Origin of the sequence: Aeromonas sp. SG16 (assembly GCF_024436135.1) — a bacterium.
In the GTDB taxonomy this organism is placed as follows: domain Bacteria; phylum Pseudomonadota; class Gammaproteobacteria; order Enterobacterales; family Aeromonadaceae; genus Aeromonas; species Aeromonas jandaei.
Map to the genome: position 1 here is coordinate 72398 of NZ_JANFNW010000001.1, position 12672 is coordinate 85069.

At 59.3% G+C, this 12672-nt stretch carries 11 protein-coding genes and 1 tRNA gene; 9 read left to right on the plus strand and 3 right to left on the minus strand.

Going from position 1 to position 12672, the window contains the following annotated elements:
• Positions 1–8: 8 nt before the first annotated feature.
• Positions 9–1616: a malate synthase A gene (gene aceB, locus NOM67_RS00325; protein ID WP_255933068.1), complete on the minus strand. Its 1608-nt coding sequence runs from the start codon at positions 1614–1616 to the stop codon at positions 9–11.
• A gap of 315 nt (positions 1617–1931) precedes the next feature.
• Here aceB and NOM67_RS00330 point away from each other — a divergent pair, with 315 nt between their 5' ends.
• Complete coding sequence (locus tag NOM67_RS00330; RefSeq protein ID WP_215807675.1) at positions 1932–2102, plus strand: hypothetical protein; 171 nt, start codon at positions 1932–1934, stop codon at positions 2100–2102.
• A 208-nt stretch (positions 2103–2310) separates the two neighbouring features.
• Here NOM67_RS00330 and NOM67_RS00335 read toward each other — a convergent pair whose 3' ends face one another.
• Both NOM67_RS00335 and NOM67_RS00340 read right to left on the minus strand, forming a co-directional pair.
• A complete protein-coding gene (locus NOM67_RS00335; RefSeq protein WP_167335513.1) occupies positions 2311–2454 on the minus strand; it encodes a hypothetical protein in 144 nt (47 codons plus the stop codon).
• Between the two features lie 259 nt (positions 2455–2713).
• Positions 2714–2790: transfer RNA gene (locus tag NOM67_RS00340), tRNA-Pro, on the minus strand.
• Between the two features lie 310 nt (positions 2791–3100).
• Between NOM67_RS00340 and tadA the strand changes: the two genes are divergently transcribed.
• The 8 genes from tadA to NOM67_RS00380 all read left to right on the plus strand — a co-directional run bounded on the left by tadA (position 3101) and on the right by NOM67_RS00380 (position 12666).
• Entirely contained in the window at positions 3101–3583 is a 483-nt protein-coding gene (gene tadA / locus NOM67_RS00345) for a tRNA adenosine(34) deaminase TadA (RefSeq protein WP_255935078.1), read from the plus strand.
• Positions 3584–3787: 204 nt separating this feature from the next.
• Positions 3788–6025, plus strand: coding sequence for an ABC transporter permease subunit (locus NOM67_RS00350; RefSeq protein WP_198506333.1), 2238 nt, complete (start codon positions 3788–3790; stop codon positions 6023–6025).
• A gap of 16 nt (positions 6026–6041) precedes the next feature.
• Positions 6042–7691, plus strand: a complete 1650-nt coding sequence (gene pstA, locus NOM67_RS00355) for a phosphate ABC transporter permease PstA (RefSeq protein WP_255933069.1) — start codon at positions 6042–6044, stop codon at positions 7689–7691.
• A 109-nt stretch (positions 7692–7800) separates the two neighbouring features.
• On the plus strand, positions 7801–8619 hold the full coding sequence (gene pstB / locus NOM67_RS00360) for a phosphate ABC transporter ATP-binding protein PstB (RefSeq protein WP_033114382.1): 819 nt from the start codon (positions 7801–7803) through the stop codon (positions 8617–8619).
• 84 nt (positions 8620–8703) lie between these two features.
• Positions 8704–9414: a phosphate signaling complex protein PhoU gene (gene phoU, locus NOM67_RS00365; protein WP_033114383.1), complete on the plus strand. Its 711-nt coding sequence runs from the start codon at positions 8704–8706 to the stop codon at positions 9412–9414.
• Between the two features lie 192 nt (positions 9415–9606).
• The gene (locus NOM67_RS00370) at positions 9607–10929 is read left to right on the plus strand and encodes a hemolysin family protein (RefSeq protein WP_041209873.1); all 1323 of its coding nucleotides are present in this window, start codon (positions 9607–9609) and stop codon (positions 10927–10929) included.
• 18 nt (positions 10930–10947) lie between these two features.
• Positions 10948–11490, plus strand: coding sequence for a hypothetical protein (locus tag NOM67_RS00375; protein ID WP_042033358.1), 543 nt, complete (start codon positions 10948–10950; stop codon positions 11488–11490).
• A gap of 273 nt (positions 11491–11763) precedes the next feature.
• Positions 11764–12666, plus strand: a complete 903-nt coding sequence (locus tag NOM67_RS00380; RefSeq protein ID WP_255933070.1) for a homocysteine S-methyltransferase family protein — start codon at positions 11764–11766, stop codon at positions 12664–12666.
• Positions 12667–12672: the final 6 nt, after the last annotated feature.

A 12672-nucleotide genomic window follows, 5' to 3' on the forward strand; every position in this document is an offset into this window, starting at 1 on the left:
CCCGGAGTTCAGAGCCGCTCGTAACCGGGCAGCGTCAGAAAATCGATCAGGGTATCGGCGCAGGTGATCTCTTCCATCAGCTCGCTTGCTTCGGCAAAGCGACCCGCTTGCCAGCGCTCGGCACCCACTTCTGCTTTGACCACCTCCTGCTCCTCGGCCAGCATCTGGCGGAACAGCTCCTTGGTCACCACCTTGCCGTTGGCGAGGCTCTTGCCGTGGCGGATCCACTGCCAGATGGAGGTGCGGGAGATCTCGGCGGTGGCGGCATCTTCCATCAGGCCGTAGATGGGCACGCAGCCGTTGCCGTTGATCCAGGCTTCCAGATATTGCAGGGCGACCCGGATATTGGTGCGCATGCCGGCCTCGGTGCGCTCGCCTTCACAGGGGGCCAGCAGGTCGGCGGCTGTGATGGGGGCATCCTGCTCGCGCAGCACGCCGATCTGGTTCTTGGCACCCGCCGCAATGGTGGCATTGAATACCGCCATCGCAGTATCGGCGAGGCCAGGGTGGGCGACCCAGGTGCCATCGTGGCCGTTATTGGCTTCGCGCTCCTTGTCGGCCTTGACCTTGGCGAAGACCTGCTCGTTGACGGCGGCATCCTTGGCCGGAATAAAGGCGGCCATGCCACCCATCGCCAGCGCACCGCGCTTGTGACAGGTCTTGATCAGCAGCCGCGAGTAGGCGGAGAGGAACGGCTTGTCCATGGTTACTACCTGGCGGTCCGGCAGCACGCGATCCGGATGATTCTTCAAGGTCTTGATGTAGCTGAAGATGTAGTCCCAGCGGCCGCAGTTCAGCGCAACGATGTGATCCTTCATCTGATAGAGCAGCTCATCCATCTCGAATACAGCCGGCAGGGTTTCAATCAGCACGGTGGCCTTGATGGTGCCGCGGGGAAGGCCGAACTTGTCCTCGGTCCAAGCGAATACCTCGCTCCACCAGCGCCCTTCCAGATGGCTCTGCAGCTTGGGTACATAGAAGTAGGGGCCGGAGCCTTTGGCCAGCAGCGTCTGATAGTTGTGCAGGAAGTAGAGGGCAAAATCGAACAGGCCACCGGGGATGGGCTCGCCATCGAAAGTGACATGTTTTTCCGGCAGGTGCAGACCGCGCACCCGGCAGATGAGCACCGCCGGATTGGGGTTCAGGGTGTAGGCCTTTCCTTCCGGACTGGTGTAGGAGACGGTACCGTTGACTGCATCGCGCAGGTTGATTTGACCCTCGATCACCTTGTTCCAGGCGGGGGCCAGTGAGTCCTCGAAGTCCGCCATAAACACTTTGACGTTGGCGTTGAGGGCGTTGATCACCATCTTGCGCTCGACCGGGCCGGTGATCTCCACACGGCGATCTTGCAGGTCGGCGGGAATGCCGCGAATGGTCCAGTCACCGTCACGGATGTGGGCGGTTTCCGGCAGGAAGTCCGGCAGCTCGCCACCATCGATACGGGCCTGACGTGCCACACGTTGTTTCAGCAATTCCCCTCTTTGGGGAGCAAAACGTTCCACCAGTTCGGAGACCAGCGCCACCGCGTCCGGCGTCAGAATTTGCGCGTATTCGGGCAGCATCTCGCCCTGGATGCGAAGGCGGGCGCTACAGTGGGTCTGAGCCGGTGCCGACATAAGGTTCACTCCTTTGAGAATTACATTTTGAACTAACTAACTACGACTAAAGTCGAATCCCTGTTCCTGAAACGTTCCCGCAACAACGGGATAACACGATTGATAAGGTGCGAAATATTGTCGATTACGTCAACAGTTTTTTTAAAACGCCTGTTTGGGGTCGATGTTTAAGTTGATGTTTTTAATTGAGTTATTTGATTGGTATAAAAGCTCTACACAGATGGTTATGCTCCTGGTTTTTCTGTCCGGGCGATGGCTCGTCCGGTCGCCCTTCTTGTCATGTGATTCGTAACTTATTACGTAATAAAATTACAAATGCAAAAACAAATCCCGACCTTACTCCAGGCTTTTGAAAAACAGCTGTATGAAGTGCGTTTAAATATTTCAATCAATAGGCTGATGGCGTTGATGCTGGATAGTGAACGTTCGTTTAAAACTGTCGGGCTTTCGCAGGGCTCTGTTGGCGCTGACGGCTTGCCGCATTGAAAGTGGAGCGCAATAACGTAGGTTTGTATCAGCTGATGGGGATCAACCGGGCGGGGAGTGGTGGTTAAACAGCAGTCAATTAAACTGTGTAATCATGTTTTGGTAGTGGTTTGTCGTTTTTTTAAGGCGGTACGTCTCAAGAGGCATAAGACGGGGAAAAGCAGGGAATAAATCAGGCAAAGAGAGGGAAAATCGCCCGCAGGCGGGCTCAGTAGTCATCGTCAGGTTCGGCCAGATCGATGACATCCAGCTGGATGACCAACTCTTCCTCTTCACCCTGCGGGGTGCAGGAGTTGTCGTGAGGAACAGGGTAGAGCGGAATGAGCGGGGTGAAATCGGTTGTCTGGTTCATGCTTGCTCCCGTATTGAATGCAAGCCGGCCAGTGATCCCTTCACTTGTGCCTCCACCTCCCTGTCTTGATACCGGCGGAAAGTTGCGCATATTAATGAGCGCATCGAAAAGATTCAAGCGATTCTGTACGTTTTTTGTTCCTGGCGATGATGGCGCGGGTTGAACCGGGCAAAAGGCCGGGAAAGGGAAGGCTGGTCAGAGCAAAAACGGGAGCAAAAAAATAGCCCAGTCGTTTGACTGGGCTATTTTCGGGGAATGATGGTCGGCGTGAGAGGATTTGAACCTCCGACCCCTGACACCCCATGACAGTGCGCTACCTGGCTGCGCTACACGCCGACAAGGTCAGTCTGAGCTGACGGGGAGGAAGTCTAATGATCTGCACTCATGGGTGCAACTCCTTTTTTATCATAGAGATGCCGACTGCTTCTTTATTGCGCAGCCAAGATGCGGCTTGGGCGGAGGAGGGAGTTTTGGCATAATCGCCGCCCCGCTGCAGCCACTATTCATGCAAGATATTCATGATGTTGGCTGAAAGGTGTGGAAGTATGGAATACCAATGCAGAGATTGAACAGACAGAGAGGCATGGCCGTGAAACCAGCAGAGGGGGCCGATGCGCCGGAACAGGCCGCAACGGATGAGAAGTGGATGCGCCACGCCATGGCACTGGCGGGCCGCGCCGAGGGGATCGGCGAGATCCCGGTTGGTGCCGTGCTGGTGCTGGGTGACGAGATCGTGGGGGAGGGTTGGAACCGCTCCATCAGCGAGCACGATGCCTGCGCCCATGCCGAAGTGATGGCGATCCGCGCGGCAGGTAGCCGGCTGGAGAACTACCGCCTGCTCGACACCACCCTCTATGTGACGCTGGAGCCCTGCTGCATGTGTGCCGGTGCCCTCATCCATAGCCGGGTCAAGCGGGTGGTCTTTGGCGCACGGGATCTCAAAACGGGTGCGGCGGGGTCGGTGTTCGAGATCTTGCAGGACCCGCGCCACAACCACAGAGTCGAACTGACCGCTGGTGTGCTGGCCGATGCCTGTTCGACCCAGCTCTCCGATTTCTTCAAGCGGCGCCGCGCCGAGAAAAAGGCGGCCAAACTGGCGCTGCAACAATCGGGTGAGGCTTCCGCCTGAGCCGGTCAGCGGCGGGATGTACTAACCCGCCGCTTGCCATTTTTATAACCACTTTAAAAACAATAAGTTATTAAGCCATCACTCCCTCTCTCCCCTGGTATTCCGTCCCCTGTATATCCTGCTTATTTAAGGTGGCGGGTGTAACAAAACTGTCATGCAACCGCCATATAATGCCGCCAAGCCTAGCTTACATTGAGGTTTTGCATGTCATCGGAATCGTTACACCTAGGTATGGCGGGGAGTCGAAAACGCCGCATCAAGGACAAATTGGCCAAGTACGGCGTCACCACGGGTGGGGCGCTGGTGCTGGTGGCGCTCCTGCTTATCTTCTTTTACCTGCTCTATGTGGTGAAGCCCATCTTCAATGGCGCCACGATGGAGCCGACCGCCTCGTTTACCCTGCCGACAAGCGGCAAGACCGCCTGGCTCGGGGTGGAGGAGCAGAACGAGATCGGTTATCGCTTCAGCGACAACGGGCAGGTCAACTTCTTCGCCGTGCAGGGCGATGGCAAGATCAAGGTCGGTCAATCCCTCGGTCAGGCTGAGGTAGCCGGTGACGTCACTGCCGTGGCGCCACCCGCGCCGGGTCAGAAGCTGATCGCCTACGGTTTTGCCGACGGCAAGGCACAGGTGGTTCAGCCCTCCTTCAAGGTCTCCTATCCCAACGATGTGCGCGTCATTGAGCCCAGCCTCCAGTACCCCTTCGGCGAAGAGCCGGTGGTAGTGGATCCCGAGGGCAAGGCGCTCAAGACCATGGTGTTTGAAGCCACCAAGGACAAGATGGCCGCTGCTGCCGTGACCGAAGATGGTCGTGGCGTGATGACGGTGATGAGCGGTGAGGAGAACTTCCTCTCCGGCGAGATTGAGTGGAGTGCCCAGAACTACACCATTCCCTCCCTGCCGCGCCATGTGGATCAGATGCTGCTCACCCCCAACCTGCGCATCCTGTTCGTGCGCGAGGGCAACCGCCTCTCTGTCTACGACATCCAGAACCTGAGCGATATCTCGGTGCGCAACGTGCTGGAGATCAACGCACCGAATGCCAACGTGACCCGGGTCGAGCTGCTCTCCGGCGCCTCTTCCCTGCTGGTGGGCAATGACAATGGCGTCATCTCCCAGTGGTTTGAAGTGGCAAAGGATGGCAAACGCCAGTTCACCCAGATCCGTGACTTCAAGGGTGATGGTGCCGTGGCGCAGCTGACCCCGGAGCACTTTCGCAAGGGCTTTATCAGCGCCGACAAGGATGGCACCGTCAGTTTCTTCCACGCCACCGGCGAGACCAAGCTGCTGAGCGAACATGTCGATGGCGGCGCCTTCTCTGCGCTGGCCATTTCGCCGCGCCACAACCTGCTGCTGACCCAGCAGGGCGATACGTTCAAGCTGTTTGCGGTGGAGAACGAGCACCCAGAGGTGACCTGGTCTGCCCTGTGGCAACAGGTGTGGTACGAAGGGTATCCCGAGCCCCAGTATGTGTGGCAATCCACCTCCGCCAGCAACGACTTTGAAGCCAAGCTGAGCCTGGTGCCGCTGGTATTCGGTACCCTGAAAGCTTCCTTCTATGCCATGGTGTTTGCGGTGCCGCTCGGTGTTGCGGGCGCCATCTACACCGCCTACTTCATGTCGGCGGGGCTGCGCAAATATGTCAAACCGACCGTCGAGATCATGGCGGCTCTGCCGACCGTTATCCTCGGCTTCCTTGCCGGCCTCTGGCTGGCGCCCATCATCGAGGGCTCTCTGCCCGGCGTGGTGCTGCTGCTGATCCTGCTGCCGGCGGGAATGTTGCTGACCGCGCTGGTGTGGAACTACCTGCCGGAGCGCAGCCGCACCTGGCTGCCGGAAGGGTGGCACGCCATCCTGCTCATTCCGGTGCTGCTCTTCATCGGTTGGGGTGCGTTCGCGCTGAGCCCGCTCATCGAGAATGCCTTTATGCACGGTGATTCGCGCATCTGGCTGACCCACGACATGGGCATCAAGTTCGACCAGCGTAACTCGCTGGTAGTCGGCATCGCCATGGGCTTTGCAGTCATTCCGACCATCTTCTCCATCGCTGAAGATGCGGTTTTCTCGGTGCCCAAGCACCTGACCCAGGGCTCGCTGGCCCTCGGTGCCACCCCGTGGCAGACCCTGAGCCGGGTGGTGATCCTCACCGCCAGCCCGGGCATCTTCTCGGCGGTGATGATGGGCCTTGGCCGCGCCGTGGGTGAGACCATGATCGTGCTGATGGCCACCGGCAATACCCCCATCATGGACTTCTCCATGTTCCAGGGGCTGCGTACCCTCGCCGCCAACATTGCGGTAGAGATGCCGGAGTCGGAGGTGGGCAGCTCCCACTACCGGGTGCTGTTCCTCGCAGCCTTCGTCCTGTTCGTGTTCACCTTCTTGTTCAACACCCTGGCCGAGTTCATCCGTCAGCGGTTGCGTGAAAAATACAGCTCTCTGTAAGGACCAAGGAATGACAATGGGTAAGTGGTTTAAATCAGGGGCCCCGTGGATCTGGATGACCGGCGGCGCCGTCAGCCTGAGTCTGGTCGCGGTACTGGGGCTGTTGCTGCTCATCGGCTGGCGTGGTCTGGTCTACTTCTGGCCTCACCCCATCTATGAGTGGCAGCTGGAAGATGCGAGCGGCAACAAGAGCGTGCTGATCGGCGAGATCAACGATCGCGAGCTGGTGCCGGTGGAGCGCCTGCGCGCCGCAGGTCTGCCGCTGGCAGGGGAAGAGCGCGAGCTGCTGACCCGCTATCTGGTCAAGACCGGCAACCGCGAGTTTGTCGATCTGGACTTCCGCTGGGTGCTGGAGACCGACATCAAGTCACAGAGTCAGCCGGTCGAGCTCGCCATGATTGAGCGCGCCACCAACGGCAACTTCTACGGCTACATCAGTTCGGTCAAAGAGGATGGGCGCGAGATCACCACGGATCTGCACGCCGCCCTGCAGCGGGTGCTGGCGCGGGCCAATGGCCTCTCCGAACAGGCGAACGACCTGCAAAAAGGGGACATCGGCAGCATCAACTATCAGCTGGAGCGGCTGCGCCTTAAAGAGCGCAAGGCCGAGCTTGAGAATAACCTGACCGATCAGCTCAAAGCCCAGCTGGCGAGCGAGCGTCAGGCTCTCAACGATCGCTATCAGGTGCTGGAGAAGGAGCTCTTCTCCCTGCGCAGTCAGGCCGACCGCGACAGCATCACCGTCAAGGATATGCGTGGCGAGCAGGTAACCATGCCGATGTCCAAGGTACTGGATGTGGTGTGGCCCAACGACATGAGCCTGCTGGCCAAGGTAGGTTACTGGTTCCACCAGATCGGCAAGTTTGTCTCCGACGATCCCCGTGAAGCCAACACCGAGGGCGGGGTGTTCCCGGCCATCTTCGGCACCGTCTTCATGGTGTTCCTGATGGCGATCATCGTCACTCCGCTCGGCGTGATTGCGGCTGTCTACCTGCACGAGTATGCGGGCAAGAACAGCCTGACCAAGCTTATCCGCATCGCGGTGATCAACCTGGCGGGCGTGCCCTCCATCGTTTACGGCGTGTTCGGTCTGGGCTTCTTCGTCTATACCCTGGGGGGCAGCATCGACCGCCTCTTCTATCCGGAAGCGCTGCCGAGTCCGACCTTTGGCTCACCCGGCGTCATCTGGTCGGCGCTGACCCTGGCCATCCTGACCCTGCCGGTGGTGATCGTCTCCACCGAAGAGGGGCTGGCGCGGATCCCGAGCACCATCCGTCAGGGCTCGCTGGCGCTGGGGGCTACCCAGGCCGAGACCCTGTGGCGCATCGTGCTGCCGATGGCGAGCCCGGCCATCATGACCGGTCTCATTCTGGCGATTGCCCGTGCGGCCGGTGAAGTGGCGCCGCTGATGCTGGTGGGGGTGGTGAAACTGGCGCCGACCCTGCCGATGGATGGCAACTTCCCGTACCTGCATGTGGAGCGCAAGTTCATGCACCTGGGCTTCCACATCTATGACGTCGGCTTCCAGAGCCCCAACGTCGAGGCGGCGCGTCCTCTGGTCTACGCCACCTCCTTCCTGCTGGTGACGGTGATCGTCGGTCTCAACCTGACGGCTATCGGTATTCGCAACCACCTGCGCGAGAAATTCCGGTCGCTGGAACATTGATAGGCCAGCCACCACAGAGACGGGCAGGGGACAGGTCCCCTGCCAGCCAAGCGTTCCGGCCGCGGGCGATGAGTTTGCCCGCCGCCACCGACAGATTTTGAGGTAACAGATGATCAACGTAACGACCGCCGCGACCCAGCATACCGCGACCGACCTGCTCAACCTGAGCCCGGAGCAGACCGCGCTGGAGGTGAAGGATCTCAACCTGTACTACGGCAGCAAACAGGCGCTGTTCAACGTCAACATGAAGATCCCCAAAGGCCAGGTAACCGCCTTTATCGGCCCCTCCGGCTGCGGTAAATCGACCCTGCTGCGCTGCATCAACCGGATGAACGATCTGGTGGAAATTTGCCGCATCGATGGCGAGATCCAGCTGCATGGTCAAAACATCTATGACAAGAGCGTCGATGTCTCCGCCCTGCGTCGTCGGGTGGGCATGGTGTTCCAGCGCCCCAACCCCTTCCCCAAGTCCATCTACGAGAACGTGGTCTATGGCCTGCGTCTGCAGGGGATCAACGATCGCCGTACCCTGGACGATGCCGCCGAGCGCTCCCTGCGCGGCGCGGCCCTGTGGGATGAGGTAAAGGATCGTCTGCACGACAACGCCTTCGGTCTCTCCGGCGGTCAGCAGCAGCGTCTGGTGATTGCCCGCGCCATCGCCATCGAGCCGGAAGTGCTGCTGCTCGATGAACCGACCTCGGCACTCGACCCGATTTCAACCCTCACCATCGAGGAGTTGATCAACGAGCTCAAGAGCCAGTTCACCGTGGTGATCGTGACCCACAACATGCAGCAGGCGGCGCGGGTATCGGATCAGACCGCCTTCATGTATATGGGCGAGCTGATTGAGTACTCGGATACCAACACCATCTTCACCACCCCGGCCAAGAAGAAGACCGAAGACTACATCACCGGTCGCTACGGTTAAGGAGAGGAGAGGATGAACCACCACAAACAGATTGGCAGTCAATTCAACGGCTAAGGCATAATCGGAGCATCAAGGACTATTTGTATGGACAATATGAACCTCAATAAACATATCTCCGGTCAGTTCAATGCCGAGCTCGAGAGTGTGCGCAACCAGGTGCTGGTGATGGGTGGCATGGTAGAGCAGCAGCTCACCGACGCCATCGCGGCGATCCACGACCAGGATCTGGAAGCGGCGCGCAAGATTGTGGCCAATGACCACAAGGTCAACGCCATGGAAGTTGCGATCGACGAGGAGTGCACCCGTATCATCGCCAAGCGCCAGCCGACCGCCTCCGACCTGCGACTGGTGATGGCCATCATCAAGACCATCACCGATCTGGAGCGCATTGGCGATGTGGCGGACAAGATCGCCCGCATGCTGACCGACAACGCCAACAAGCCGCAGCCGCCGCTGGTGTCGTTGGAGAACATGGGCCGCCGTACCATCAAGATGCTGCACGATGTGCTCGATGCCTTCGCCCGCATGGATCTGGACGCGGCGCTGGCGGTCTACAAGGAAGATGACAAGGTGGATCGGGAGTACGAGTCCATCATCCGCGAGCTGATGACCTACATGATGGAAGATCCCCGCACCATACCACAGGTGCTCAACGTGCTGTGGGCTGCGCGGGCCATCGAGCGGGTCGGTGATCGCTGCCAGCACATCTGCGAGTACATCGTCTACTACGTCAAGGGCAAGGACGTGCGTCACACCAAGGCGGACGATCTGGGCACCCTGCTGGGCAAGGGCTAAGCGGAAAGTGAATAAAAAGGCGCGTCAGGCGCCTTTTTTGTTGCATAACTGGTCGGAGTAAGATAAAGCCCCCAACTGGCTGTTTTCTGATAGAATACTCCCCCTGTGTGAGTCCCGGATGGACTCACGGTCCGGTCTCCCGGGCCCAGTTTGCCGTCTTGTGCTAAGGCGGGCGTAGCAATTAGGTTAATCATGAGTTTTGCCGATAGTTTGTTCTTTCTGATGCTGCTGGTTGGCGGCAGTGTGTTCTTCTCCCTCTCCGAGATCTCCCTCGCGGCCTCCCGCAAAATCAAATTGCAGGTGATGGCTGACGAAGGCAATCGTCAGGCCGAAAAGGTGCTGGCACTGCAAGCCCAGCCGGGCAATTTCTTTACCGTGGTGCAGATTGGCCTCAATACCGTTGCCATTCTGGGTGGTATCCTGGGTGAGTCTGCCCTCAACCCCGCCATCAAGGGGATCGTCTCCGAGTTCTATCAGGGCCCCTGGCTTGGCGAAATCAGCTCCGGTGCATCCTTCGTGTTCGTCACCGGTATGTTTATCCTGATCGCCGACCTGATGCCCAAGCGCCTCGCCATGATCATGCCCGAGCAGATCGCCGTGGTGGTGGTGCGTCCCATGCTCTTCTTTGTCACCGTGCTGATGCCGCTGGTGTGGATCTTCAACGGACTGGCCAATGCCCTGTTCCGTCTGATGCGGGTCTCCACCGTGCGTAACGACGAGATCACCTCGGACGATATCTATGCAGTGATGGATGCCGGTGCCGAAGCGGGTGTTATCCAGCGCGAGGAGCATCAGCTCATCGAGAACGTGTTCGAGCTGCAGTCCCTTGGCGTGACCTCCGCCATGACCGCGCGCGAGAGCCTCATCTACTTCACCCTGCAAGAGGATGAAGAGAGTATCAAGGCCAAGATCGCCGAGCACCCGCACAACAAGTTTCTGGTCTGTGACCACAACCTCGACAGCATCAAGGGCTTTGTCGATGCCAAAGAGCTGCTGATCCGCGTCATCGGTGGCCAGAGCATCGATCTCAATAGCGGATCGCTGGTGCAGAACGTCATCATCATTCCCGATACCCTCAACCTCTACGAGGCGATGGAGTACTTCAAGAACCACAGAGGCGACTTTGCCGTGGTGATGAACGAGTACGCGCTGGTGGTGGGTATCGTCACCATGAACGACCTGATGAGTACTGTCATGGGCGAGTGGGCCACCCACGTGGTGGAAGAGCAGATTGTGCAGCGGGACGAGAGCTCCTGGCTGGTGGACGGGGTGACACCCATCTCCGACGTGATGCGAGCCTTCGATATCGAAGAGTTCCCGGACGATCAGAACTACGAGACCATCGCCGGCTTTATCATGTACATGCTGCGCAAGATCCCCAAACGGACCGATTCGGTCAAATATGCGGGTTACAAGTTCGAAGTGGTGGATATCGACAGCTACAAGATCGATCAGCTGCTGGTCACCCGGATTGAACCCGCCGTCGTTACCGACAAGCTTGCTCAGGATGCGTAAAAGGAGCTTTCAGGAGTCATGAAAATGCAGTCTCATTCCCGTGCGATCGCCTGTGTGGCGCTCGCTCTGGCACTCGGCGCCTGTAGCCAGAGTGCACCGCGCAAGGCAACCGTAACTGCCAAACCGGTGGCGCCAAAGCCCGCCGTGGTTGTGCCGCAGCCGGACCCCGATGCGGTGGTGCAGAGCGCTGTGGCTGAGCCCAGCCCGGTGTTTGACGAGGAGTATCACGGGCCGGAGCAGGGATCGCTGGAGTCGGTGACCGCCCTGTTTGCCCGTGGCTACATCGAGTCGGCCATGCGTGAAACCATGCTGGCGGCGGTGAAGAATGACTATCCGCTGCTTGGTATGCGAGATGTGCGGCTGACCGATCCGGTCTACAAGTTCCTCACCTCTGCCCATGCCACCACCACGGCGCACGACTACCTCTATGCCGGTGTACAGCGTCGTCTGGGCCGCCCGCTCAGCCCTGCCCAGTGGGAGCAGATCTGGCGCCGCTTGCCGCAGGATGGTCGGGTATCCGACTGGGTGAAACAGATCAAGCGGGTACTGGCCGGACATTAAGCGGCCAGCTCACCATATCGCCACAAAAGGCCACCTTCGGGTGGCCTTTTGCATTTCTGCGCTTGTCTTACCGTGTGCATGCTGATTTCTGCTGCGACGGATTGCCGTCAGTGGCACTTTGTTTTATCTTGTTTTGGCCATCTAAACATCCATATGTTTTTATGGCCATGTCGTCGGGTACTTCACCCGGATGAAGCCGGACGATCTGTTGCGATTCAACATGAAACCGCAGATCAGCAAGACACATACGCAAATAACAAAGAGACACGACAGATGGAAACCAGGGAATTGTGGGTGCTGGATGGGGGCATGGGGCGCGAGCTGGCACGGCGGGGGGCCCCGTTTCGTCAGCCGGAGTGGTCGGCGCTGGCCTTGATGGAGGCGCCAGAGACGGTGCGCGAGGTGCATCAGGCCTATGTGGCGAGCGGTGCCCGGGTCATCACCACCAACAGCTATGCGCTGGTGCCATTTCATATCGGCGATGAGCGTTTCTTTGCCGACGGTGAGGGGTTGGCTGCGCTGGCTGGGCAACTGGCCCGCGAGGTGGCTGACGAGCAGAAGGGCAGCGTGCAGGTGGCGGGTTCCCTACCTCCGCTGTTTGGCTCTTACCGTGCCGATCTGTTCAAGGCGGACAAGGTGAGCGAGCTGGCTATCCCGCTTATCCGGGCGCTATCCCCTTATGTGGATATCTGGCTGGCCGAGACCATGAGCCTGATTGCCGAGCCACTGGCCCTCAAAGCGCTGCTGCCTGATGACGGCAAGCCGTTCTGGGTCTCCTTCACGCTGGAAGATGAGGCGCCGGGCAATGAGCCGCTACTGCGCTCCGGCGAGCGGGTGGCTGATGCGGTTAGCGCGCTGGTGGCGGCCGGAGTGGACGCCATCCTGTTCAACTGCTGTCAGCCCGAGGTGATCGAAGGGGCGCTCAAGGTGGCCTGCGCCGAGTTGCAGGCGCTGGGCCGCGCTGACATTCGCCTCGGTGCCTATGCCAACGCCTTCCCGCCGCAGCCCAGGGAGGCCACCGCCAACGACGGACTGGACGAGATCCGCACCGATCTGGGGCCGCTGGATTACCTTGGCTGGGCCGAACGCTGGCGTGCGGCCGGGGCGAATCTTGTCGGTGGTTGCTGCGGTATCGGCCCCGAGCATATTCAGGCGCTGAGCAGCCGGTTGCGCTAAGGAGTC

Coding starts and splice junctions, on each gene's coding strand:
- NOM67_RS00380 (WP_255933070.1), top strand. CDS start 11,764: ATGGAAACCAGGGAATTGTGGGTGCTGGATGGGGGCATGGGGCGCGAG.
- NOM67_RS00330 (WP_215807675.1), top strand. CDS start 1,932: ATGCAAAAACAAATCCCGACCTTACTCCAGGCTTTTGAAAAACAGCTG.
- aceB (WP_255933068.1), bottom strand. CDS start 1,616: ATGTCGGCACCGGCTCAGACCCACTGTAGCGCCCGCCTTCGCATCCAG.
- phoU (WP_033114383.1), top strand. CDS start 8,704: ATGGACAATATGAACCTCAATAAACATATCTCCGGTCAGTTCAATGCC.
- NOM67_RS00375 (WP_042033358.1), top strand. CDS start 10,948: ATGAAAATGCAGTCTCATTCCCGTGCGATCGCCTGTGTGGCGCTCGCT.
- NOM67_RS00335 (WP_167335513.1), bottom strand. CDS start 2,454: ATGAACCAGACAACCGATTTCACCCCGCTCATTCCGCTCTACCCTGTT.
- pstA (WP_255933069.1), top strand. CDS start 6,042: ATGGGTAAGTGGTTTAAATCAGGGGCCCCGTGGATCTGGATGACCGGC.
- NOM67_RS00370 (WP_041209873.1), top strand. CDS start 9,607: ATGAGTTTTGCCGATAGTTTGTTCTTTCTGATGCTGCTGGTTGGCGGC.
- tadA (WP_255935078.1), top strand. CDS start 3,101: ATGCGCCACGCCATGGCACTGGCGGGCCGCGCCGAGGGGATCGGCGAG.
- pstB (WP_033114382.1), top strand. CDS start 7,801: ATGATCAACGTAACGACCGCCGCGACCCAGCATACCGCGACCGACCTG.
- NOM67_RS00350 (WP_198506333.1), top strand. CDS start 3,788: ATGTCATCGGAATCGTTACACCTAGGTATGGCGGGGAGTCGAAAACGC.